The sequence below is a fragment of the Stutzerimonas stutzeri RCH2 genome, from assembly GCF_000327065.1.
GTDB lineage: Bacteria > Pseudomonadota > Gammaproteobacteria > Pseudomonadales > Pseudomonadaceae > Stutzerimonas > Stutzerimonas stutzeri_AE.
Genome location: NC_019936.1, coordinates 4,349,424 through 4,373,226, shown reverse-complemented (window position 1 = coordinate 4,373,226; position 23,803 = coordinate 4,349,424). Strand labels below are relative to the sequence as shown.

The following is a 23,803-nucleotide window of genomic DNA, read 5'->3' as shown; positions in this document are numbered from 1 at the left end:
TCGGTCGTCAGTGTGGCGTATTGAACTGCATCGCCAGCGCACGTAGCGCAGCTTCGGCGGCAAGCACCTTGGCCACGGCATCGTTGGCTTTTTCGCGGGTAATACCCAGGCGATCGAACAGTTCCTGCGGTACTTCGGCATCCGGCCCGCTGCCGATACCGCGGTTGCGCAGCATGCGCACCGCCAGGCAGACCAGGTTTGGATAGGCCGCATCCTCGCCGTCGTAGCTCGGGTCGTTCTGGAAGCGCAGGGCGGCGGCCAGTTCCTCGGGCATGCCCCAAAGACGCATCAGCCAGGCACCGATCTGCTCACGGGTGATGCCCAGCAGATGCTGCTCGACATGGCTGTGCGACAGGTGCGGGTTGGCTTCCAGATGCCGACAGATCAGCGAGAAATGCGGCGGAAAGACGTGCGCCAGCACCAGATAGCCGAAGTTGTGCAGCAGGCCGGCGAGGTAGCTCAGGCCGGGCTCCGGGCGCTGTTCACGGGGAATCGCGCGGGTCAGCCCCTCGATCACCGCCGCGGTATAGATCGCCTGCTGCCAGTAGGGCGTGGCGTCCTGTGGTTTGTCGTTTGGCAGGCTGATGGTTTTGCCCAGTGCCAGACCGAGGGCGAGGTTGATCACCAGATCGAAGCCCAGCACGCGGACGATGGCGTCCTCTACCGAGCGGATACGCCCGGGCGCCGCGTAGTACGGCGAAGCTGCCCAGCTGATCACCTGTGCGGCCAGGGCGGGATCGGTTTCCACCACACCGGTGATGTCGTCGACCGTGGCTTCGGGGTTGACCCGCAGCTTGATGATCTTCTGCGCTGTGTGCGGCAGCGGCGGGATTTCGATGGTTTCTTCCAGGCGCTTCTGTATGCGCCGCGCGGTGAAGCTCTGCACCGCCTGGGTAATTTCCGCACGGTCATCGTTCGGGCGGTTCAGATTGGGCCGGATATTGTTCAGCGGCACGGCGAAGCTGCCTGCCGTGGCTTTGCTCAGCATGCGCTTGAACTCGCCACCGGCGACTTCCACCAACAGCCCCGGCTGGCCGGATTCCACCAGCAGGCGCGGTTGCTGCAGCAGCTGCTCTTCGTACAGGCAGGGCGAACTGGTCAATGGCGGCAGGCCGGGCAGTCGAGTCAGCTCGTGCTTGGCGAGCATGCGCGCCAGTCGTTCTGGTTTCACTGCAGCCAGTTCGCGACCGGTGAGTTCGGCCAATCGCGCCAGGTCGAGCAGATGATCCTGCGGGAAGAGCACCAGCATGGCGCCGATGCTGTCGTCCAGCAGCACCGCCTGGACCCGTTGTGCGGCCGGGAAATTGGGGCGATCGCGCTGAATCTGGTAACTCACACCGAGGTCTTTCAACAGCTTGGTGATCAGCAGGGGCAGTTCGGAGCAGCTTTCGGTGTCGACAGCAGTATTCATGAGCGGACCTGTTGTGGTGACCTGCCGAGTATAGCGAAGCCGCCGGGCGCGGGCGTTGCGGCGACGGATGGTTGTCAGACCTGGCCGTATTCCTGGCCATGACGCAGCCAGCGTTCGAGCAGCGGGCTGACATGTTGCGGCCAGCGCGCCAGCAGTTCCTGCGCGGCGTCGCGCACCGCCGGCAGCAGCTCGGCGTCGCGCATCAGGTCGGCGACCTTGAATTGCAAGAGACCGGTCTGACGGGTGCCGAGCATCTCGCCGGGGCCGCGCAGTTCCAGGTCCTTTTCGGCAATCAGGAAGCCGTCGCAGGTCTCGCGCATGATCGCCAGCCGCTCGCGGCCCAGTTGCGACAGCGGCGGATGGTACAGCAGCACGCAATGACTTGCCGCGCTGCCACGGCCGACCCGTCCGCGCAGCTGGTGCAGCTGCGCCAGGCCCAGACGTTCCGGGTTCTCGATGATCATCAGGCTGGCATTGGGCACGTCCACGCCCACCTCGATGACGGTGGTGGCGACCAGCAGCTGCAATTCGCCGCGCTTGAACTGCTCCATCACCGCGGCTTTCTCGACCGGCTTCATGCGCCCGTGGATCAGCCCGACGCGCAAGCCGACCAGCGCCGCGGAGAGGTCCTCGAACGTGGTTTCCGCGGCCTGGCAGGTCAGTTCCTCGGATTCCTCGATCAACGTGCACACCCAGTAGGCCTGGCGCCCCTCGTTGCAGGCGATGCGTACCCGCTCGATCACTTCCAGGCGGCGGCTGTCGGCGATCACCAGGGTGTTCACCGGGGTGCGTCCCGGTGGCAGCTCGTCGAGGATCGAGGTATCGAGATCGGCGTAGGCGCTCATCGCCAGGGTGCGCGGGATCGGCGTGGCAGTCATGATCAGCTGATGCGGGCAGAGTCGACCGTCGATGCCTTTCTGCCGCAGCGCCAGGCGCTGCTGCACGCCGAAGCGGTGCTGCTCGTCGATGATCACCAGCGCCAGGCGCTTGAACACCACCTCGTCCTGAAACAGCGCGTGGGTGCCGACCACCATCGGGCAGCCGCCAGCGATCTGCTCCAGCGATGCGGCGCGCGCCTTGCCCTTGAGCTTGCCGGCGAGCCAGGCAACCTCGATGCCGAGCGGTTCGAGCCACTTGCTGAAGTTGAGAAAGTGCTGCTCGGCGAGGATCTCGGTCGGCGCCATCAGCGCGACCTGGTAGCCGGCTTCCAGCGCCTGCAGCGCCGCAAGGGCGGCGACCACCGTCTTGCCGGCGCCCACGTCGCCCTGCACCAGGCGCAGCATGGGCTCGTCCTGGGCCAGGTCATAGGCGATCTCGGCGCCGACGCGCTGCTGCGCACCGGTTGGGGCAAAGCCGAGGTTGGCGAGAAATTGCTGCGGCAGGGTTTTCGCCGGCGGCAGCGCGGGCGCCTGCTGGGCGCGTACCCGCTCGCGCAGGCGCTGCAGCGACAACTGATGGGTCAGCAACTCCTCGAATGCCAGGCGATGCTGCGCCCAGTGCCGGCCTTCGGCGAGTTCTTCCAGATTGGCGTCGGCCGGCGGCCGGTGCAGATAGCGCAGCGCCTGATCCAGCGGACCGAGCTGGTAGTCGCGCGCCAGCTCGGCGGGCAGCCAGTCCGGCAGGCTGTGCGGCCCGAGCCGCGCCAGCGCCTGCTCGCTGAGGTTGCGCAGGCGCTGCTGGGTCAGGCCTTCGGTGGTCGGGTAGATCGGCGTCAGGGTCTGTTCCACCGGCGCCGGCTCGCCGGTCAGCGCGCGGTATTCCGGGTGGTAGATCTCCAGCCCCGAGGCCCCGGGACGCGCCTCGCCGTAGCAGCGCAGCTGGGTGCCGCGCTTCATGGCTTCCTTCTGCGCCTGGCTGAAGTGGTAGAAGCGCAGGCTGAGGGTGCCGCTGCCATCCTGCAGGCGCACCAGCAGGCTGCGGCGGCGGCCCATGACGATATCGGCGCCGGATACGACGCCTTCGATCACCGCGTCCTGCCCCGGTCGCAGTGCACCAATCGGCACCACGCGGGTGCGGTCCTGGTAGCGCAGCGGCAGGTGGAAGAGCACGTCCTGCAGGGTTTCCAGGCCGACCCTAGCGAGCTTCTCGGCCAGTGCGGCGCCGACGCCCTTGAGTGCGGTGACCGGAACGGTCGCCAGTTCGCTCATGGCCTCAGGATTTCGCCGCCGTCGGTTTGCCTACCGAGCACAGGCGAATCGAGTCGGCGAGGATTTCGATGGCCTTCGGCCGCGGGAAGCTGGCGCGCCAGGCGATCGCCACGGTACGGAACGGTACCGGCGGCGTCAGCGGGCGGATTTCCAGCACGCCGGGGGAGTAGTGGTGGCTCTCCACCGCCGACAGCGGCAGGATCGATACGCCCAGCCCCGAGGCGACCATGTGGCGGATGGTTTCCAGCGAGCTGGATTCGACCGTGGTGTGGCTCGGTGCTTCGCCCTTGCGGGTGGTCGGGCAGGCTTCGAGCACCTGATCGCGGAAGCAGTGGCCTTCGCCGAGCAGCAGCAGGCTCTTGTCGTTGAGCATCTCGGCGTCGATGGTTTCCTTGGCAGTCCACGGATGGTCGGCCGGCATCAGCACGTAGAAGGGCTCGTCGTAGAGTGGCTTGGTCAGCACGTCGGCTTCCTGGAACGGCAGCGCGACGATGATCGCGTCCAGCTCGCCGGTGCGCAGCTTGTCGCGCAGGATGTGGGTGAAGTTCTCTTCGATGTACAGCGGCATGTCCGGCGCCACGCGATGCAGCTGCGGAATCAGGTGCGGGAACATGTAAGGGCCGACGGTGTAGATGGCGCCGACCTTGAGTGGTGCGGCGAGCTGATTCTTGCCGACCTGGGCCAGCTCGCGGATGCTCTGCGCCTGCTCCAGCACCTTCTGCGCCTGGGTCACGATGCCTTCGCCGACCGGGGTCAGGCGCACCGCGCTCTTGGTGCGTTCGAAGATCAGTACGCCGAGCTCGTCCTCGAGCTTTTTCACGCCGACCGAGAGGGTCGGCTGGCTGACATGACAGCGTTCGGCGGCACGGCCGAAGTGCTGTTCCTGGGCAAGCGTGACGATGTAGCGCAGTTCGGTCAGAGTCATAGTCAGCATCCATCAAAGTGCCTGCAAGCATAGCCTTTTGCGCAGCGCAGAACCAACCAGTCGGCCGTGGTGTGAAAGTCGGTACACTCCAGCACATACGGCCTGCGTAGCGGGTGCAACTTAGGGAGCAGAACATGGGCAAGCGCCTGAGCGTATTGATCGCAGGTTGCGGCGACCTTGGCAGTCGTCTCGGCCTGCAAATGAGTCGTGCCGGCTGGACCGTCTATGGCCTGCGGCGCAACGCCGCCGAGCTGCCGGTGCCGATCCTGCCGATCAAGGGTGACCTTGCCGATGCGGCCTGTCCGCGCAGCTGGCCCAACGGCGGACTGGACTATCTGGTCTATGCCGCCTCTGCCACCGAGCATGATGAGGCTGGCTACCGCCAGGCCTATGTCGAAGGATTGCGCAATGTACTCGGCTGGCTGCAGCAGCATGGTCAGCAGCCTCGACGCGTGCTGTTCGTCTCCAGCACCGGCGTGTACGCCCAGCGCGACGGCGAATGGATCGACGAGGCCTCGGCCACCGAGCCCGGCGGCTTCACCGGAAAGGTGATGCTCGAGGCCGAACAGCTCGCCCTGGGCTGTGGCGTACCGGCCACCTGTGTGCGCATGGGTGGCCTCTACGACCCAACGCGGCCCTGGCTGCAGAACCAGGTGCGTGCCGGCTTGCGCGTCGAGCGTGATCCGCCGCAGTACAGCAACCGCATTCATCGCGACGATGCCGCCGCGCTGCTGGCCTTTCTGCTGCAGGCCGACGCCAGCGGCGTTGCGCTCGAATCCTGCTACCTCGGGGTCGACGACGATCCGGCGCCGCTGCACGAAGTCGTCGACTGGCTGCGCGAACAGCTGGGTATCACCCACTGGGCCGAGCAGAGCATGACTCGCCGCGCCGGCAGCAAGCGCTGCAGCAATGCCCGCGCCCGTGCGCTGGGCTGGAAACCCAGGTTTCCCAGCTATCGCGACGGCTACGCCTCGCTGGGTCGCAATCGGCATTAGTGCAGCCCGTCGGTAAACGGGCAACTCTGCTGCGGCGCTGCTTACTAAATCCCTGACAGCACGCCGCACCGGCCACAGAGGAGCTACAGCGAGGCAGCAAAGGAGAATCACCGAGACGGCGTTTCCGAAACCCGACCAGGAGATTGTCCATGAGAGCCCTCCGCTGGCACGGCAAGCACGACATCCGTTGCGACAACCACGTCCCCGATCCCTCCATCGAAGACCCGCGCGACGCCATCATCAAGGTGTCGTCCTGCGCCATCTGCGGCTCCGACCTACACCTCTACGACGGCTTCATGCCCGGCATGCAGCATGGCGACATCATGGGCCACGAGTTCATGGGCGAGGTGATGGAGGTCGGCTCGGCGAACAAGAAGCTCAAGGTCGGCGACCGCGTGGTGGTGCCCTTCACCATCGTCTGCGGCGAGTGCGACCAGTGCCGGCGCGGCAACTTCTCGGTGTGCGAGCGCACCAATCGCAACAAGGACATCGCCGACAAGGTGTTCGGCCACACCACGGCTGGTCTTTACGGCTACACCCACCTCACCGGCGGCTATGCCGGCGGCCAGGCCGAGTACGTGCGCGTGCCCTATGCCGATGTCGGGCCGGTGGTGATTCCCAATGGCCTGACCGATGAGCAGGTGCTGTTCCTCGGCGACATTCTGCCCACCGGCTGGCAGGCCGCGGCGCAATGCGACATCCAGCCCACCGACACGGTGGCGATATGGGGCGCAGGGCCGGTTGGCCAGTTCGCCATCCGCAGCGCGGTGATGATGGGCGCCGAGCAGGTCATCTGCATCGACAACGTGCCCGAGCGGCTGTCGATGGCCCGCGCTGGCGGCGCCATCACCATCAACTTCGATGAAGAGAGCGTACTCGAGCGGCTCAAGGAACTGACCCGTGGCAAGGGGCCGGAGAAGTGCATCGACTCGGTGGGCATGGAGGCGCACGCGGCCCGCTCGATCGATTCGATGTACGACCGCGCCAAGCAGGCGCTGATGCTCGAGAGCGATCGGCCGCACGTGCTGCGCGAGATGATCTACGTCTGCCGCCCGGCCGGCATCATCTCGATTCCCGGCGTCTACGGCGGGCTGATCGACAAGATCCCGTTTGGCGCGGCGATGAACAAGGGCCTGACCTTCCGCATGGGCCAGACCCACGTCAACCGCTGGACCGATGACCTGCTCAGGCGGATCCAGGAAGGCGAGATCGATCCGAGCTTCGTCATCACCCACAGCGTCAGCCTCGAGCAGGGTCCGGAGATGTACAAGACCTTCCGCGACAAGCATGACGGCTGCATCAAGGTGGTCCTCAAGCCATGAACCGGTCGCCGATCCCTAAAGTAGGGATTGGCCGAGCCAAGCTATCGAGCGAGGAGTCTTTATGAGCATTCCACGTCAAGTCACCCGGCCCAATCATTCCGCGCGCACGCTGGCGCGTGGATTGGGCTGGTTCAGCATCGGTCTGGGCGTCGTCCAGCTGGTGGCGCCGCGGCAGGTCGCACGCTTTATCGGCATGCCCGGCAGCGACGGACTGGTCCGCGCCTGCGGGCTGCGCGAGATCGCCACTGGGGTCGGCATCCTGCTGGCGGATGATCCCAAGCCCTGGATCTACGGCCGTATCGGCGGCGATGCCCTGGACCTGGCCGGTCTCGGCTGGAGCATCGAGCACGGCCACGAGCCAGCCAATGCGGCCATCGCCGCCGGTGCGGTAGCCGGTATTACCGCGCTAGACCTGAGCTGCGCCAAGGCACTGGATGCCGAGCGGGTTCCGGCAGTCGAATGGGACTACAGCGACCGCAGCGGTTTTCCCGGTGGCACTGCGCAGGTTCGTGGCAGCGTCGAAGCCGAGTTCGCTGCCGCACGAGCCGAACCCAACGGCTATTCGCCATCGCTTCATTGAGCTGAAGTCCGGGTCGGCCGGGCACAGCCTGGTCGACTCTGTGCGCGACGATCCGCCGCATTTGCTATGGTGGCCGGCCGTTTTGGTCCAGGCCTAGTGCCGCGCCGCCAGTTTGCAGATGAGAGTCCATGTCTTCGGTCGTCAATGTCGTCCTGCCCGTCTTTGCGCTGATCCTGCTCGGTTACCTGTGCCGCCGTAGCGGCAGGATGGGGCCGACCGGCGCCTCCGAACTCAACCGTTTCGTGGTCTGGCTGGGCCTGCCGGCGCTGCTGTTCAGCGTCGTCGCCACCTCGACCTGGGAGCAGCTCTGGCAGCCCGGCTTTATCGCCGCGTTCGCCATCGGCTGCCTTGGCGTATTTGCCTTCACTCTTGCGTATCGCATGTTGCAGAAGCAGCCGCTGGTCGACGCCAGCCTGGATGCGCTGGGAGCCTCCTACGCCAACACCGGCTATGTCGGCATTCCGCTGTGCATGCTGGTGCTCGGCGACGACGCGCTGCAGCCGGCGATGGTCGCCTCAATCGTGGTGGTCTGCGTGCTGTTCGCCATTGCCCTGGCCTGCGTCGAGACCGGCCTGCATGCCGGGCAGGGCTTGCTGCGCACGCTCGGTAAGGTAAGCAGTGCACTGGTACGCAATCCGCTGGTGATTGCGCCGCTGCTCGGTGCGCTCTGGGCGGCGAGTGGCCTGCAATTGCCGGTGCCGCTGGCGACGCTGCTCAAGCTGCTGGGTGCGGCCGCGGCGCCTTGTGCGCTGGTTTCGCTGGGGCTGTTCCTCGCCCAGCCGCAGCCGGGAGGCAAGGTACAGGGGGTGTGGCCGCTGGTGGGGCTGAAGCTGGTGGTGCAGCCGCTGATCACCTGGTATCTGGCTTTTCAGGTGTTCGAGCTGCCGACCCTGTGGGCCTATTCGGCGCTGCTGCTCAGCGCGTTACCGACCGGGACCGGGCCGTACATGCTTGCGGAATTTTATGGACGCGAAGGCTCGCGGGTGTCGCGGGTGGTGCTGCTCTCGACGCTGGGCTCGCTGATCACTCTGTCACTGATCTTGGTGCTATTGCCGGTCTGATAAGCGCGCTCACTTGCGCGTGGATAAGCCTGCGGCGTTATCTACCCTACGCCTGGCCGATCGCAGGGTGAAAACCGCGAAGCGTGTTCCACGCGGGAACGTTCAGCTCGCCGCCCGCGTCACTTCCAGCACCACGGCAGCGATGCGATCGCACTGGGTATAGGCGCCGCCAAGCAGCTCCTCGCCGAATACGTCCGGGTCGATTTCACGGTAGCCCCACTGCAGGTCGGTACGCTCCAGGCGCTGGCGCACCTCGGCCAGGAACGGGTCCTGGTTGTCGATCATGGCGACCCCGGTGTACAGCAGCAGCGTGCCGCCCGGTGCCAGCCGGCCGAGCGCGGCATCGAGAATTGCCAGCGACAGACCAGCCCCCAGCGGGCCGCCGCCGTGGCGGTAGGCGCGCTGATCGGCGTCGACCAGATAGGGTGGGTTGGCCAGGACCAGATCGAACTCGCCTTGCGCGTTGCTCAGCAGGTCACTGTGTTCGGTGCGCAAGTTGTCCACACGCGCCAGTGCCGCGTTGATGCGGGTCAGGCGCAGCGCCTGCGGGTTGATATCCACCGCCAGCACTTCGGCTTGCGGTCGCGCCAGGGCGGTGAGAATCGCGCCGGCGCCCGAGCCGCAGCCGATGTCCACCACGCGGCGGATCTCGCCGGCATGCTGATTCAGGTGGCAGCGGATGGCGCTGGCGAAACGGTAGGTGTCCGGCCCGAAGAACACCGCATCGCTGGCTTCGGTGGGAAAGGCCGAGTGCAGGAATAGCTGACCGTCGAGGCTGGACAGGCGCACCTTGGAGCGCCAGCGCGAGCCGTGGGCTTCCAGCACGGCGGCCTGATCCATCAGGCTGAACAGCGGTGGTGGCAGCAGTTCGTGCTGGAACGGGCGGCTCCAGCCGAACACCCCTGGCAGGTCCTCGGCGAGCGCGTTTTCCGGACGCAGATTGACCCGTTCATGGGTCAGCGGCGTGGGGGTGATGAAGTGATAGCCGCGATCGCGCAGCGCCTGGCCCAGATGCAGCAGCGCGCGGTCCTGCGCGTTTTCCATGGTCATCGTCGCTTTCCTTGATGGTGCCGTCAGTTGAAAAGTCCGTTGAACAGCCGCGTGGCGAGCAGCCCGGCGGCAGTGTGGTGGCGTTGCGGAGCGAGCAGCGGCAGCAGCAGGCGCATGCGTGCGGCGCGATCGGGCAGGCGCGCCACCTGCTGCTCGAGCAGCTGCAGTTCTTCGTCGAAATCGTTGCCGGCAGCAGCCGCAGCCGGTTGCACTGCACTCGGCACCTGCGGCACGCGGCGGCTGTTGAACAGTGCCTGCCGCTGCAGCAGCGCACCGCGCGGGCTGCGCTTGCCGTCTGGCTGCCAGTCGGCGGCGATCCAGTCATGGATCATCTGCTGCTCATAGGAGCTGAAGACCCCGAACATCGGTGCCTGTTCACCGACGATGAGTTGCCAGAAGCGACTTTCCTGCGGGTCATGGCCGCGCTTGATCCAGCCGCGCTTGTCCAGCACGGTGAGGAATTGCTCGACGTCCTCGGCCAGCCACTGGTTGACCGTGCGACCTTCGAAGCGGCAATAGTCGGAATGCACGAACTGACCGACCGCGGCCTTCTTCTCGAAGATGCGCTGCACCTCGCGGGGCAGATCGAAGTCGCCGATCACCGAGACAGTGCTGGCGCCGAGGTCGTTGAGCCGGTAGCCGTCGCGCACCCGTCGATAGAACTCCGCGCTGTCGCCGACTTGCGGCAAGGCGTCCAGCAGGCCCTGCACGGCCTTCTTCGCGTGACCGTTGTCGGCGTTGTCCACGGTGACGTGCAGGGTGAAGTAGTAGGGGTCGATGCCCAGTTCGGTCAGCTCGTAGGAGGTGATCAGCAGGTGCAGCGGCAGTTGTTCGTAGCCCAGGTTGAAACCGATCACCTCCGGCAGGAACTGCTCGGCATGCTCGGCCAGCGCCAGCTGAATGGCACCCTGAACGAAGTGCTCATCGTCCAGCTCCTGCCAGTCGTCGCAGCCCTGACTGGCGAGCAACTTGCGATAGAGCACCACATGATTCTTTTCCGGCAGACCTTCGCCGAGCTCTTCCAGATAGGTCTGGATCAGTGCGGTGAAACGCGCATCGTCCCAGCGCTGCAGCAGGCCGTAGAGCCAGGCGCCATCCACCAGCTTGGTCGGCGCGACCCCACGGAGGAAGTGCAACGCATGGGCCTTGCTGGAGAAATAGCGACGCGCTCCGCCGGCCCGGCGCTGATCGAGATAGGCCTGGTACTGGCGGCCAACCGTTTCGGTGCGCTGAACAACCCAGGCGTGCAGATCGGCCGGGTCTTCCGGCAGGTCGCAGGGCAAGGCGGCAGCAGCTTCGAGCTGCAGGCGCAGGTAATCCGCCGCACTGTCGCGCGCGTGCTGATCGACTTCGCGAGCGAGGGTGAAGTACAGCGCCCGGGACGACTGGTCCGGCTGCGCATTGAGGGCAGGGGCGATCGGCAGGCTGCGAGAAGTCAGTTGCATGATTCTGTTCTATGGCAGTTCTAGTGGAGTTTTGGCTGCCCGGTCGCGGGTTTAGTTCAGCTGCCCCGCCGAGCGGCATTGGTCCAGAAAGCCGGCTCGACCCTGCAACTTCCGCCGGCCCGGCCCTTCCTAAGCGAGAGGGCCCCGGATCGGCCGGGGTGCTGCGACGAACGAGGAGCGCGTGATGAGCGAGAACGAACAGGGCCGCGAAAGTATCGAGTCCATCGACCAGAGCGGCGATGCCCACGAGCAGAATCCGGAGACCACCTCGACCCAGGGCGAGGTCGCCGGCGGTGACGAAAGTGACGTGCCAGGCGGTGCCTACAACGTGCCGCCAGGATTGGCCGATGAAGTCAGCGACGAGCCGGCCCAGGGCGAGTTGAAGCGCTAGGCGCAGTGGGCGACGGTGTGATGGATATCACGAGGATGATTGGGATGGCGGGTTGCGTTTAACTGCAGCGGTGATCGGGTCGCCTGCTGCCTCTATACACTGCCAGCGATTGCGGTAGCGGAGCCTTCCGTGCCGCAGTACCGATCCATCTGCCCGAGCAACGGACATGCGCCAGCACAGCCGCTTCAGCTTCCGCCACATCAGCAGCATCCAGGTCACCAATCGGCTGAACGGCGAGCCGATGGGTTATGTCGCCGATCTGTCGCTCGGCGGGCTGCGCCTGGTCGCCAAACAGCCGCTGGCAGTGGGCGGTTGCTACGAGATGGTGCTGCACGTGCCGGAACAGGGTGAACGGGTGCGACAGATCGAGGCGGTGGTGATCTGTCAGTGGTCGCGCAAGGATTCACGGCGCGACAGCTTCGAGATGGGCTTCGCCCTCGATCGGCCGTCGGCGGAATTCACCGCCATGGTCGCGCAACAGCTGCCGCGGCGGCGCAAGGTCTTCTAGGGCCTGTGCTGCCGCGGCTGGTTGCCCTCAGCCCAGCGTGCCGAGGATGTTCACACCGACGCGGTCGGGAATCTCGTTCTGCGACAGCACGTGCAGCCCCGGGCTGAACACCCGCGCGTAACGCGCCAATAGCGGGCGCAGCTGCGGCATCACGGTGAGGATCGGCGGGTGGCCGTCCTTGCGCAATTTTTCCTTCACCACCGGCATGCTGTTCTGCAGCTGGTTGAGCAGGCTTGGTTCCACCGGAATGTTGTCCAGACTCACCGGTCCGGCCTGCTGGGCGATCGCCAGGGCGTTGAGCAAGGTGTTTTCCAGCGCATTTTCCAGAACGAACACGCCCAATTCACGACGGTCACCGGCGACCATCGAAACGATGCTGCGGCGCAGCGCATAGCGCACGTCAGCGGCGAGCAGTACCGGGTCCTTGGTGGTTTCGCTGCATTCGAGCAGGGTGCTGGCGATGGTCTCGATGTCGCGCAGCGGCACTTCTTCCAGCAACAGCTGACGGTACACGCGCATCTGCTGGGTATAGCTCAGGGCGTTCTTCAGGCTTTCGGCAAGTTTCGGCGCCTGCACGGTCAGGCGCTGCATCAGGTGCTCGACGTCGTCGTGCTTGAACAGGTCCGGCAGATGCTCGCGGATCACCTTGTTCAGGTGCGTAGCGATGACGCTGGCGCAGTCGATCACCTGATAGCCGAGGTTCAGCGCCCGCGACTTGTCGGTCGGCTGGATCCACACCACCTGCATGCGATAGGCCGGGTCGGTGCCGAGGATGCCGTCGATTTCGCCATACAGCTCCGGCGAGGGGATCGCCATCAGGCGGTCGGCATGCAGCTCGGCGCCGTCGATCTTCTCGCCATTGATGTAGATGTCGTACTGCGAGGCCTTGAGCCTGAGGCTATCGCGGATCTGCACTTCCGGCAGCAGAAAGCCCAGGTGCTCGGAGAGTGTCTGGCGCACACCGCGTACCCGCGCCGGCAGTGGCGCGCCGGAGGCCTCGTTGACCAGCCCGACCAGCTTGTAGCCGAGCGATACCGACAGCCGCTCGACCAGCGGAATGTCTTCCCAGGCCAGGCTCTGCGCCTTTTCCTTGTCCATCGCCTGGCCGAGCTGCTGAATCTCCTTGAGGTCGGCGCCGGCCGCCGGCGGCTCGCGCAGCGAGACGCGCCAGGCGATGAAGCCGATCAGCGCAGCGAAGCCGAGAAACGCCAGGTGCGGCATGCCCGGGACCATGCCGAGTACGAAGAGGATGCCGGCGACGGTGTACAGCGAGGCCGGGTTGGCCAGCAGCTGGCGCTGGACCTGGCTGGTGATGTCGCTGGATTCATTGATGCGGGTGACGATGATCGCCGCCGCGGTGGACAGGAGCAACGCCGGAATCTGCGCCACCAGACCGTCACCGATGGTCAGCAGGGCGTACTGCTTGAAGGCCTCGCCAGCGCCGAGATCGTGGACGAATACACCGATGGCGAAACCGCCGAACAGGTTGATCAGCAGGATCAGGATGCCGGCGATGGCATCGCCGCGGACGAACTTCGAGGCACCGTCCATCGCACCGTAGAAGTCGGCTTCCTTGGCCACTTCCTGGCGCCGTGCCTTGGCATCTTCCTGGGTCAGCAGGCCGGCATTGAGATCGGCGTCGATGGCCATCTGCTTGCCCGGCAGGGCGTCGAGGGTGAAGCGCGCGGTGACTTCGGAGATGCGCTCGCCGCCCTTGGTGATGACGATGAAGTTGATGATCATCAGAATCACGAACACCACCAGGCCGACGATGAAGTTGCCGCCGATCACCACCTCGCCGAAGGCCTCGATCACCTTGCCCGCCGCGCCGGTGCCGGTATGGCCCTCGAGCAGCACCACCCGCGTCGAGGCGACGTTCAAGGTCAGACGCATCAGCGTGGTGACCAGAATCACCGTGGGGAACAGCGAGAAATCCAGCGGGCTCTTGGACGATACGCTGACCAGCAGCACCAGCACCGCCATGGCGATGTTGAAGGTGAACAGGATATCCAGCAGCTGCGGCGGCAGCGGCAGGATGATCATCGCCAGAATCGACAGGATGATCAGCGGAATGCCGATCCGGCCACTGCGGAAGGTCGGCGTCAGTTTCTGCATCAGGCTCATGAGCGTGCTCGGTTGAACAATTCTTCGGGGATGTGGATGTTGCTGGCCAGCGCCGGTTTGCCCTGGCGACGGCCCTGTTTCCAGGCCTTGAGCTGGAGGATGTAGGTCAGCACGTGGGCCACGGCGGTATAGAGCGGTGCCGGAATCTGCTGGTTGACCTGGGTGCTGTAGTAGATCGCGCGGGCCAACGGCGGCAGCTCGATCACTTCCAGCGCATTGGCCTGGGCCATCTTGCGGATGTACAGCGCCATCTCGTCGACGCCGCGGGCGATGACGAAGGGCGTTTCGGCCTTCTTCGGGTCGTACTTGAGCGCCACGGCATAGTGGGTCGGGTTGACGATCACCACATCGGCCTCCTTGATCACCTTGGTGATCTGCCGCTGCGCGAGCTGGCGTTGCAGCTGCTTGATGCGTGCCTTCACCTCGGGGCGGCCTTCCTGGTTCTTGTGCTCTTCCTTGCGCTCCTGCTTGGTCATGCGCATCTTCTTCAGGAAGAAGAAGCGCTGCAGCGGGATGTCGATGAAGGAGAACAGGACGAACACCAGCAGCAGCGAAAACGCCAGATCGAAGGTCAGCGAGAAGGCGCCACCGATGGCGTTGAAGATGTCCGTGCGCTGCAGTGCGATCAGCCGTGGCGCCGCGTAGTACAGCTGCCAGCCGGCGATGCCGAGCAGCGCGGAGATCTTCAGCAGCGACTTGGCCAGCTCGCTCCAGTTCTGCGCACCGACCATCCGTCCCAGGCCGGTGATGGGGTTGAGCTTGCCGAAGTTCGGCGCGAAATTCTTCGAGGCGAATACCCAGCCGCCCGGCACCAGGGCAAAGGCGATGACCAGGATCGGCGTCAGCAGCAGCGGCAGCAGCACGCTGACGAACACCAGCAGGTTGTGCAGCAGAATCACCTGCACGTCATCGATGCCGATCTCGCTCTGCTGGAAGTTGATATAGGAGTAGCTGAAGCTCTGCTGCATGCCGTCGAGGAACACCCCGGCGCTGAGCTTGAGCAGCAGCAGCGTGGCAAGCAGCGACACGGTGGTGGCAACGTCCTTGGAGCGGGTGACCTGGCCATCGTCGCGACTCTTCTTGAGTTTCTGCTCGGAGGCCTCTTCGGTCTTTTCCTGGCTGCTGTTCTGCTCAGACATGGCCGCTGCTCCTGAGCAGTACGCCGATCTTGTCCAGCAGGTCGCGGGTCAGGTGCAGGTAGGCCTCGGCGAAGTTTGGCAGGGTCAGGTAGATCAGCGACAGCCCGGCCAGGATCGCCATGGGAAAGCCCAGCGAGAAGAGGTTCATCGCCGGCGAGATGCGATTCAGCAGGCCGAAGCAGAACTGCACCAGGGTCATGCAGAAGACGATCGGCAGCGCGATCAGCAACGCCGCCGAGATCACCCAGGCCATCGACCAGGCGATAGTCTGCAGGCCGTCGTAGAACAGCCCGCTGCCGATCGGCCAGTAGACGAAGCTCTGGTAGATGATGCTTACCGTGACCAGATGCCCGTCGACGGCGAAGAACAGCAGCGCCAGCAGGATGAAGTACAGCTGGTAGATGATCGAGGCCGAGGAGACGCCGTTCATGGGGTCGTTGAATACCGCCATGGACAGGCCGAGCTGAGTCGAGACCACGTCACCGATCAGGGTGAACACGGTGAACACCAGCAGCAGCGCCAGGCCCAGCACCAGGGTCAGCGCCAATGCCAGGAGGATGCGCACGCGTACGCTGATCGCCTTGTGATTGAACATCGGCGCCAGGCTGAACACGGCCATGATCCGGCAGAACGGCCACCAGTAGGCGAGCAGCGATTGCAGGTATTGGCCGGCGTGCATGAGGGGCTCGTTGGGCATGATTCAGCCGACCAGGCGACCCGCCTGCTGGAAGGTTTCGATGAACAGGTCGCTCAGCGTGCGCAGGATCCAGTGCCCGGCGAACACCAGCATGCCGAGGGTGATCAGCAGGCGCGGGAGGAAGCTCAGCATCTGTTCGTTGATCTGGGTGGCGGCCTGGAAAATGCTGATCAGGAGGCCGCCGAGCAGGCTCGGGACGATCAGTACGCAAACCACCAGGACGATCACGTGGATGGCGTTGGAGACGATATGGACGGCAGTGTCGGGAGTTAGCATTGGGGCACCTGGAAGGTGATACAGCCGCTATAGGTCGCGGCGAGCCGGTAGCGGCTTTGGCCTCGGGTGTAATGGCTCTTTGTTGTGGTTGGCTGAGGCAGTGGTTTCGCCCTGCTGGGCGAGTCCCTTTTGGCAGTCGCCCCAAAAGGAACCAAAAAGTCTTGCCCCTGCATCCGGGTCTCGCTGCGCTCGACTTCCCTCATTCCATCCACGCTCCGGGGGCCGGCGTACAAGGGCCATCCATGGCCCTTTACGCCTCTCGCGGCATCCATGCCGCTCGCTCCCCTCCACGCGGATTCCATTCGGCCTTCTGAAAGGGGCGTTTGGCGTCGTCTGGCAGTTCGTGCAATGGAAAAGCAGCTTTGCCCGCAGGCAGGCTCCGTAGGGTGGAAAACTGCGAAGCATTTTCCACCGCAATCGGCGGTATAGAAATTTGCCTTTGAATATCGGTGGGTAAGCTTTGCGTTACCCACCCTACGATCCCTTGAAGCCCGCACATCCACTTCGTTGCAAGAGCTTTCAGGCACGACCGAGTCGCCCCTTTCAGGAGGCCGAGCGCAGGTGGCGTGGAAGGGGTTGAGCGGCATGGATGCCGTGAGAGCCGCGATGGGCCAGGGATGACCCTTCGCGGCGGGCCCCTGGAGCGTCACCGGAGCGAGGGAACTCCGGCGCAGCCGGGGCCGTATGGAGGGGCAAGCGTTTTTGCTTACTTTTTTCGCGACTGAAAAAAGTGAGTCGCCCAGCAGGGCGAAACCAATGCGTCGACCAACTGCGCCAATGGGCTGTACTCGAAGAGCCCCAAGCCCAAACACTTCGCGGCAAAGGTGCCCACTCTCCAAACCCCACCACCCGGCCAACGCTTTCATCCCCGTCACCTAAAACGGCTGGATACTGGTGGTCAACGTCCCCATCAACAGCGCCCAGCCATCGACCAGCACGAACACCATCAGCTTGAACGGCAACGAAATCATCATCGGTGAGAGCATCATCATGCCCATCGCCATCAGCACGCTGGCCACCACCAGATCGATCACCAGAAACGGCACGAAGATCATGAAGCCCAGCTGGAACGCGGTCTTCAGCTCGCTCAGCACGAACGCCGGCAGCAGCAGCGAGAAATCCAGCTCGTCGAGGTTTTCCGGCAGCTGTTCGCCGGCCAGGGCCACCATGGTTTCCAGGGAGTTCTTGTTGGTCTGCGCCAGCATGAAACCGGCCAAGCTGCCCTTGGCCGAATCGAGTGCCTGTTCAAGGGTGATCTCGTCGTTCTGGAACGGCTCGTAGGCCTGGCTGTGGATTTCCTGCCAGACCGGACGCATCACCAGCAGGGTGACGATCAGGGCGATGCCGATCAGTACCTGGTTCGGCGGGCTCTGCTGCAAGCCGATGGCCTGGCGCAGGATGGCCAGTACGATGATGAAGCGGGTGAAGCAGGTCATCATCATCAGCATCGCCGGCAGGAAGCCGAGCAGGGTCATGATGATGAGGATCTGCAGCTTCACCGAGAATTCCTGGCCGTTCTCGGTATCGTTCAGGTTGAACAGGGTGATCTCGCCGCCGGCGGCCTGGGCTGCCAGAGGCATCAGCCCGATCAGCAGCAGGCCCAACAGGCTCAGGCCGCGACGCAGGTTCATGGGGCGAAGGCGTCCAGGCTGGTGCCGGACAGCTCGACGATGCGCAGGCCGTAGTTGCCGTTCATCACCACCACCTCGGCCTTGGCGAACAGGGTACCGTTGACCTTCACGTCCAGCGGTTCGCCGGCCAGCTTGTCGAGCACGATCACGCTGCTGGTATCGCACTCCATCAGCTCCTTGAGGGAGATTTCCGCGGAGGCAACCTCGAGGGTGACGTTCACCGGGATCTTGCCGAAGAAGCTCAGATCCTGGCGCGGTGCAGGTGCGGCGGCCGGAGCCTCGAGCGCCGGAGCGTCGACCGCATCCAGGCTGAGGTCGCCTTCGTTGATGAGGTTTTCGAATTCGTTGTCGGAAAGATGGCCGTTCATTGGGGGTTCACGCTTTCAAGTGAAGTAAGGAACAGGGCCCCGTCCTCTTCGAAGATGGTGCCGCGATAGAGCTTCTGCTGGTTGATGCGCACTTCGTAGCGGTCCAGCGGGCGCAGCATCAGGATGTCGTCGAGCTGCAGCGCGAGTACCTGCGCCAGCGGCATCTGCGCCGCCGCGACCACGCAGTCGAGGCGCACCGGCAGATGCTTGATGTGATCGATGGGGTTGCCGGGCAAGCGCGCCGGGGCCGGGCCGGCGAGACGGCTGGTCAGTTCGTCGACCAGGTCGGTATCCAGATAGATGTAGATCGAGGAGCGGCTACCGGTGATATGGCTGATGTACTCGTACTCGGCCACATATTCCCAGCTGGTTTCCTCGTAGTCATTGCGATAACTGTCGAGTTTGCCGAATGTCTCGCCGGACAATATCGAGCGCGCAAATATATCGGTGATGTCCATGCCCAGACGATTGCGCATCCGTTGCTCGGACGTACTGATCGGTGGGGTGTCCTGACTGGCTACTACGGTGCCGCCGTAATAACACTCCAGGGCTTCTGTAAGCAGTGCGCGATCAATTGAAAAACCAACTTTGCCCATGGCCGAGCGATAAATGCCGTCCGGCTCTTCGCTGCGCTCTTCCTGAACATCGATCTTGTTCAGCTCGAGGTTGATCCGGTAGTTGCGCAGGAAGTAGTCGCCGATCAGGCGCGGGTTCTTGTTGGTGCTTTCCTTTATGTACTGCGGAATCTTGTGGTGATGCCGTCCCAGCTTCTGCGGTTTCAATACAGTCAGGCTTTGGGCGGGCACGCCATGGTGGACTTTTGAATTGCCAGTCATGTTGTGAACTGTATTTCCTGGGGTCGGTTAACACGGCGGCGTTGCCGCTGGCCGTGCATGCAGATGGTTGGCTGGCAGGCACCGGTGTTTTCCGGGCACGGCTCTAGCGTGCCGCCATCCTAGGCCTGGGCGCGTGAGGGGGTTAAATCAAGAGATATCAAATGAGCTTTTTTGAGCTCATCAGGCATCGGTTGATTTCAATTAAGCAGAACTGATTGGGGGATTGATCCAGCGTCCTGATAGCGTGCGCGCACTTGTCCGGGAAGTGCCGTTGGGTAGATCGCTTCGGCAGCGAAGTTGCCATGCAGAAGACGACGTTCGGTTCCGGAAAATTAAATCTTTTTTTTTCTTTTGCTTGTTTCTGGTGTCGCGCTCATCGCCAGCGCGGCCAATACTGGAAGGGCAAGGTGGTCACATTGAAGAGTATCAGTCAGGCAATGAATTACTCATGCGACGAGCTATTCGATGAATTGCCGGCGAAGAAGATCGCCATCATCGGAAGTGCCCATGAGGCGGCTTGCGATTTTCTCCAGGTTGGCTTGCGCCGGCAGGGCTGCAAAGTTGAGCGCTACGACGATCTGGATGGACTGGTTAAAGCCGCGATCGATCAGTTCTCCCTGATATTCGTTGTGGTCGGAAGTTTGCCGGCGCGCTCCTTATATGCACAGGTGGAGGCGCTGACACGTCGGGCACGCAATGTAAGTGTCATCCCGGTGGTTGAATACGCCGATCAGGAAAAGGCGGCAGCGCTGCTCGAGATCGGTTGCGTCGATTACTTGCTGTCGCCTTTCAGTGAAGCCCAGTTGGCTGCATTGCTGCGCCGCCAGGTCTGCGCCGAGACCGCCCAGGAAAGCTTCGTCTCCTGTTCCCAGGCCGGCCGCCGGCTGCTGGCCATGGCTCAGCGCGTTTCGCTGACTCGCGCGCCGATCCTCATCACTGGCGAGACCGGTACCGGCAAGGAGCTGATGGCGCGCTACATCCATCGCTTCTCCGCCAGTCCGGATGCTCCGTTCATTGCGGTCAACTGCGCGGCAATTCCCGAGCAGATGCTCGAATCCATTCTCTTCGGTCATGAAAAGGGCGCCTTCACCGGTGCGGTGAGTGCCCAGCCCGGCAAGTTCGAGCTGGCCAACGGCGGCACCCTGCTGCTCGACGAGATCGGCGAGCTGCCGCTGGGGCTGCAGGCCAAGCTGCTGCGGGTGCTGCAGGAGCAGCGTGTGGAGCGTCTGGGTGGCCGGCGCGAGATCGAGCTGAACGTGCGCATCATCGCCGCGACCAACCGCGATCTGCAGCAGGAGGTGGCCGAGGGCCGCTTCCGTGCCGACCTGATGTTCCGCCTCGACGTGCTGCCGCTGCACATCAGCCCGCTGCGCGAACGCAAGGAAGATGTGTTGCCGCTGGCGCGCCGCTTCATCGGCAAGTACGCGCCGCAGGAGGCCCATGATGAGCTGCTCACCGAGGATGCCTGCCGCGCGCTGCTGCAGCACGACTGGCCGGGCAATGCCCGTGAGCTGGAAAACACGGTGCAGCGTGCGCTGGTGCTGCGCAATGGCCTGTTCATCCAGCCGCAGGACCTCGGCCTGGCGGCACCTGCGGCCGCATCGGTCCGAGTCGAAAAGCCGCTGACGCTCGCGGCCGAGAACGGCAAGGCAGCGCTGCGCGCCAGCGGCAAGTGGGCCGAGTACCAGCACGTGATCGACACCATTCGCCGCTTCGACGGCCACAAGACCAAGGCCGCCGCGAGCCTCGGCATGACCTCGCGCGCCTTGCGCTACCGCCTCAATGCGATGCGCGAGCAGGGCATCGAGCTGAATTTCTGAATGATCGGGGGAGAGCAACCATGAGTTCCATCACTCAGGTGCAGCAGGATCTGCTGGGCCGCATGCAACAGCTGGCCGGGGCCGCCGAAGGGCAGCCGATCCGGCCGTCGAGCATGGCGGCTAACGCCATCAGCGGCTCGTTCGAGGCGGCGCTGCGTTCGGTGGATGCCGAGCAGCGCCAGGCCAGCGCGGCGATGGCGGCGGTCGACAGCGGCAAGAGCGACGATCTGGTCGGCGCGATGATCGACAGTCAGAAGGCCAGCGTGTCGTTCTCCGCCCTGCTGCAGGTGCGCAACAAACTGACGACGGCGTTCGACGACGTCATGCGAATGCCGCTTTGATCGGCCCAGAGAGCTAAGACGTGCTGCAGAAAATCAAATCCAGGTTGCCCGCAGGTGGGCTGCAACTCGATCCGCGCGTGACGCTGGCCGGCATGGCGGTGATCGCCGCCGCGCTGGCCGTGGCCGTGGCCTTCTATCTGTGGCGTGACAACGGCTCGTTCCGCCCGCTGCACGGCGCCGGTGAGTCGTTTCCTGCCGCCGAGGTGATGCAGATACTCGACGGCGAAGCGCTGCAGTACCGCATCCATCCGCAGAGCGGGCAGATCCTGGTCCGTGAGGATCAGCTGGCACAGGCGCGGCTGCTGCTCAACGCCAAGGGCGTGAAGGTGGCGCAGCCGGCCGGTTACGAACTGTTCGACAAGGAAGAGCCGCTTGGCACCAGCCAGTTCGTTCAGGACGTGCGCCTCAAGCGCAGCCTGGAAGGTGAGCTGGCGCGCACAGTGATGGCGCTCAAGGGCGTACAGCAGGCGCGGGTGCATCTGGCGCAGGAGGAGAACAGCTCCTTCGTGGTCAGCAAGCGTGCGCCGAGCAAGGCGTCGGTGATGCTGCAGCTGGAGCCCGGCTACAAGCTGAGCAGCGACCAGGTCGGTGCCATCGTCAATCTGGTAGCCAACAGCGTGCCCAATCTCAAGCCGGAAGATGTCGGCGTGGTCGACCAGTACGGCGCGTTGCTCTCGCGCGGGCTTAACGTTGGCGGCGGGCCGGCGCAGAACTGGCAGGCGGTGGAGGACTACCAGCAGAAGGCCGCGGGCAACATCGAGCAGGTGCTGGCACCCGTGCTGGGCCTGGGCAACTTCCGCATCAGCGTGGCGGCGGATATCGATTTCAGCCAGAAGGAAGAGACCTTCCAGTCCTACGGCGACACGCCGCGGCTGCGCAACGAAGTCCTGCGCAACGAAAGCGCGCTGGACCGTCTGGCGCTTGGCGTGCCCGGCTCGCTGAGCAACAGGCCGCTGCCGCCTGAGCCTGACGGCGAGGAAGCGCAGCAGCTGGCCACCGAGAACAAGGGGGCGACGTCGCTGCGCGAGGAATCGACCCGGCAGATGGATTACGACCAGAGCGTCGTGCACGTCAAGCACGCCGGCTTCGCTCTGCGTCAGCAAAGCGTGGCGGTGGTCCTCAACTCTGCGGCGGCGCCGAAGGGTGGCTGGACAGACGAGGCCCGTGCCGAAATGGAGGCAATGGTGCGCAATGCCGTCGGCTTCAAGCAGGAGCGCGGCGATCTGCTCAGCCTCAGCGTGTTGCCGTTCGCCGCCGTCGAGCAGATCGAGCAGGTCGTGCCCTGGTGGGAGAACAGCCAGATCCATGCGCTGGCCAAGGTCGGCGTGGCCGGACTGATCGCCCTGTTGCTGCTGCTGATCGTGGTGCGCCCGGCGGTACGCAACCTGACCCAGCGCAACGTCCAGGCGCTGCCGCAGGGCGAGGGACTGGAAGGCAGTCTGGTCGAGCCGAGTGCGCCGGCCGCATTGGAAGGCGACGCCAGGCCGGCGCTGGCCAGCCCGCGCGAATCGAACGGGCCGCATATTTTCGGCGAGCTCAACCCGCTCTCGGAGATCCGCCTGCCGGCGCCGGGTTCGGGGTTGGAGCTGCAGATCGAGCATTTGCAGATGCTCGCCAAGAACGATCCCGAGCGGGTCTCGGAAGTCATCAAGCATTGGATAGGGCGCAATGAAAGAGATCTCAACCCAGCCGGCTGAAGAAAGCCAGGCGTCGTCCCGCGAGATCAAGCCGCGGCCGGTGCAGCTGCGCTCGGTCAGTTCGCTGGATCAGGCGGCAATCCTCATGCTGAGCATGGGCGACGAGATTTCCGCGGGCATCCTGCGCAACTTCTCCCGCGAGGAAATCATCAGCATCAGCCAGGCGATGGCGCGACTGTCCAACGTCAAGCAGCCGATGGTTTCCGACGTGATCAGCCGCTTCTTCGACGACTACAAGGAGCAGAGCAGCATCAAGGGCGCCTCGCGTTCCTACCTGGCCGGGATGCTCGGCAAGGCGCTCGGCGGCGACATCACCCGCTCGCTGCTGGACTCCATCTATGGCGAGGAGATCCGCGCCAAGATGGCCAAGATGGAATGGCTCGATCCCAAGCAGTTCGCCGCGCTGATCGCCAAGGAGCACGCGCAGATGCAGGCGGTTTTCCTCGCCTTCCTGCCGCCGGGCATGGCTACCGAGGTGCTCGAGTGCATGCCGGCCGAGCGCCAGGACGAGCTGCTCTACCGCATCGCCAACCTGTCGGAGGTCAACAGCGATGTGATCGCCGAGCTGGAGCAGCTGATTGACCGCAGCCTCAAGGTGCTCAGCACCCAGGGTTCGCAGGTTCGCGGCGTCAAGCAGGCGGCCGACATCATGAACCGCTTCAAGGGCAATCGCGACCAGATGTTCGAGCTGCTGCGCGCGCACAACGAGGAGCTGGTCGGCAAGATCGAGGATGAGATGTATGACTTCTTCATCCTTTCGCGGCAGAACCAGGACGTGCTGCAGACCCTGTTGGAGGTCATCCCGCTGGATGAGTGGGTGGTCGCGCTGAAGGGCGCCGAACCAGAGCTGGTCAAGGCCATCCAGGGCGCCATGCCCAAGCGCCAGGCGCAGCAGATGGAGTCGATCAACCGGCGCCAGGGTCCGGTGCCGCTGAGCCGTGTCGAGCAGGTACGCAAGGACATCATGGCCGTGGTGCGCGAGATGTCCGCCGATGGCGAGCTGCAGGTCCAGCTGTTCCGCGAGCAGACGGTGGAATGA

General features: G+C 64.3%; 22 protein-coding genes. 10 read left to right on the top strand and 12 right to left on the bottom strand.

The features are described from left to right. Positions 1-7 precede the first annotated feature (7 nt). From PSEST_RS20440 to PSEST_RS20430, 3 genes are all read right to left on the bottom strand, one after another. On the bottom strand, positions 8-1,411 hold the full coding sequence (locus tag PSEST_RS20440) for an aminoacyl-tRNA deacylase and HDOD domain-containing protein (RefSeq protein WP_015278822.1): 1,404 nt from the start codon (positions 1,409-1,411) through the stop codon (positions 8-10). Positions 1,412-1,485: 74 nt separating this feature from the next. Then, positions 1,486-3,558 (bottom strand): ATP-dependent DNA helicase RecG, encoded by a 2,073-nt coding sequence (gene recG, locus PSEST_RS20435; RefSeq protein ID WP_015278821.1) that lies wholly within the window; start codon positions 3,556-3,558, stop codon positions 1,486-1,488. Between the two features lie 4 nt (positions 3,559-3,562). Beyond that, complete coding sequence (locus PSEST_RS20430) at positions 3,563-4,483, bottom strand: hydrogen peroxide-inducible genes activator (protein WP_015278820.1); 921 nt, start codon at positions 4,481-4,483, stop codon at positions 3,563-3,565. A gap of 134 nt (positions 4,484-4,617) precedes the next feature. Between PSEST_RS20430 and PSEST_RS20425 the strand changes: the two genes are divergently transcribed. From PSEST_RS20425 to PSEST_RS20410, 4 genes are all read left to right on the top strand, one after another. Next, positions 4,618-5,478 carry an NAD-dependent epimerase/dehydratase family protein gene (locus PSEST_RS20425; protein WP_015278819.1) on the top strand — a complete coding sequence of 287 codons (861 nt, stop codon included), beginning with the start codon at positions 4,618-4,620 and terminating at the stop codon, positions 5,476-5,478. A gap of 149 nt (positions 5,479-5,627) precedes the next feature. Next, on the top strand, positions 5,628-6,800 hold the full coding sequence (locus tag PSEST_RS20420) for a zinc-dependent alcohol dehydrogenase (RefSeq protein WP_015278818.1): 1,173 nt from the start codon (positions 5,628-5,630) through the stop codon (positions 6,798-6,800). A 61-nt stretch (positions 6,801-6,861) separates the two neighbouring features. Further along, positions 6,862-7,380 carry a hypothetical protein gene (locus PSEST_RS20415; protein ID WP_015278817.1) on the top strand — a complete coding sequence of 173 codons (519 nt, stop codon included), beginning with the start codon at positions 6,862-6,864 and terminating at the stop codon, positions 7,378-7,380. A 128-nt stretch (positions 7,381-7,508) separates the two neighbouring features. Next, positions 7,509-8,441 (top strand): AEC family transporter, encoded by a 933-nt coding sequence (locus PSEST_RS20410; protein ID WP_015278816.1) that lies wholly within the window; start codon positions 7,509-7,511, stop codon positions 8,439-8,441. 102 nt (positions 8,442-8,543) lie between these two features. On the opposite strand, the gene PSEST_RS20405 is transcribed toward PSEST_RS20410, so the two are convergent. Continuing rightward, positions 8,544-9,491, bottom strand: coding sequence for a methyltransferase (locus PSEST_RS20405; RefSeq protein WP_015278815.1), 948 nt, complete (start codon positions 9,489-9,491; stop codon positions 8,544-8,546). A 23-nt stretch (positions 9,492-9,514) separates the two neighbouring features. After that, positions 9,515-10,936: an iron-containing redox enzyme family protein gene (locus PSEST_RS20400; protein ID WP_015278814.1), complete on the bottom strand. Its 1,422-nt coding sequence runs from the start codon at positions 10,934-10,936 to the stop codon at positions 9,515-9,517. A 184-nt stretch (positions 10,937-11,120) separates the two neighbouring features. Here PSEST_RS20400 and PSEST_RS20395 point away from each other — a divergent pair, with 184 nt between their 5' ends. After that, on the top strand, positions 11,121-11,327 hold the full coding sequence (locus PSEST_RS20395; protein ID WP_015278813.1) for a hypothetical protein: 207 nt from the start codon (positions 11,121-11,123) through the stop codon (positions 11,325-11,327). A 166-nt stretch (positions 11,328-11,493) separates the two neighbouring features. Next, positions 11,494-11,835, top strand: coding sequence for a PilZ domain-containing protein (locus PSEST_RS20390; protein WP_015278812.1), 342 nt, complete (start codon positions 11,494-11,496; stop codon positions 11,833-11,835). 27 nt (positions 11,836-11,862) lie between these two features. Here the strand turns inward: PSEST_RS20390 and PSEST_RS20385 are convergent, their stop codons facing one another. The 7 genes from PSEST_RS20385 to PSEST_RS20350 all read right to left on the bottom strand — a co-directional run bounded on the left by PSEST_RS20385 (position 11,863) and on the right by PSEST_RS20350 (position 18,906). Continuing rightward, positions 11,863-13,959, bottom strand: a complete 2,097-nt coding sequence (locus PSEST_RS20385) for a flagellar biosynthesis protein FlhA (RefSeq protein WP_015278811.1) — start codon at positions 13,957-13,959, stop codon at positions 11,863-11,865. Further along, positions 13,956-15,098 carry a flagellar type III secretion system protein FlhB gene (gene flhB, locus PSEST_RS20380; protein WP_015278810.1) on the bottom strand — a complete coding sequence of 381 codons (1,143 nt, stop codon included), beginning with the start codon at positions 15,096-15,098 and terminating at the stop codon, positions 13,956-13,958. The genes PSEST_RS20385 and flhB overlap by 4 nt, the downstream gene beginning before the upstream one ends. Continuing rightward, on the bottom strand, positions 15,091-15,777 hold the full coding sequence (locus PSEST_RS20375; protein ID WP_015278809.1) for a flagellar biosynthetic protein FliR: 687 nt from the start codon (positions 15,775-15,777) through the stop codon (positions 15,091-15,093). Before PSEST_RS20375 ends, flhB begins: the two co-directional genes overlap by 8 nt. Before the next feature lie 21 nt (positions 15,778-15,798). Beyond that, the gene (locus tag PSEST_RS20370; protein WP_014595416.1) at positions 15,799-16,071 is read right to left on the bottom strand and encodes a flagellar biosynthetic protein FliQ; all 273 of its coding nucleotides are present in this window, start codon (positions 16,069-16,071) and stop codon (positions 15,799-15,801) included. An 875-nt stretch (positions 16,072-16,946) separates the two neighbouring features. After that, positions 16,947-17,702, bottom strand: coding sequence for a flagellar type III secretion system pore protein FliP (gene fliP, locus PSEST_RS20360; protein WP_015278807.1), 756 nt, complete (start codon positions 17,700-17,702; stop codon positions 16,947-16,949). Next, positions 17,699-18,070: a flagellar motor switch protein FliN gene (fliN, locus tag PSEST_RS20355; RefSeq protein WP_015278806.1), complete on the bottom strand. Its 372-nt coding sequence runs from the start codon at positions 18,068-18,070 to the stop codon at positions 17,699-17,701. Before fliN ends, fliP begins: the two co-directional genes overlap by 4 nt. Continuing rightward, complete coding sequence (locus PSEST_RS20350) at positions 18,067-18,906, bottom strand: FliM/FliN family flagellar motor switch protein (RefSeq protein WP_015278805.1); 840 nt, start codon at positions 18,904-18,906, stop codon at positions 18,067-18,069. The genes fliN and PSEST_RS20350 overlap by 4 nt, the downstream gene beginning before the upstream one ends. A gap of 437 nt (positions 18,907-19,343) precedes the next feature. Here PSEST_RS20350 and PSEST_RS20345 point away from each other — a divergent pair, with 437 nt between their 5' ends. Genes PSEST_RS20345 through PSEST_RS20330 form a run of 4 tightly spaced genes read left to right on the top strand, consistent with a single transcriptional unit; the run spans position 19,344 to position 23,803 of the window. Further along, positions 19,344-20,726, top strand: a complete 1,383-nt coding sequence (locus tag PSEST_RS20345) for a sigma-54-dependent transcriptional regulator (RefSeq protein WP_041756824.1) — start codon at positions 19,344-19,346, stop codon at positions 20,724-20,726. A gap of 20 nt (positions 20,727-20,746) precedes the next feature. Beyond that, positions 20,747-21,067, top strand: a complete 321-nt coding sequence (fliE, locus tag PSEST_RS20340; RefSeq protein WP_015278803.1) for a flagellar hook-basal body complex protein FliE — start codon at positions 20,747-20,749, stop codon at positions 21,065-21,067. Positions 21,068-21,087: 20 nt separating this feature from the next. Beyond that, on the top strand, positions 21,088-22,764 hold the full coding sequence (fliF, locus tag PSEST_RS20335) for a flagellar basal-body MS-ring/collar protein FliF (RefSeq protein ID WP_015278802.1): 1,677 nt from the start codon (positions 21,088-21,090) through the stop codon (positions 22,762-22,764). Further along, positions 22,736-23,803: a FliG C-terminal domain-containing protein gene (locus tag PSEST_RS20330; protein WP_015278801.1), complete on the top strand. Its 1,068-nt coding sequence runs from the start codon at positions 22,736-22,738 to the stop codon at positions 23,801-23,803. Before fliF ends, PSEST_RS20330 begins: the two co-directional genes overlap by 29 nt.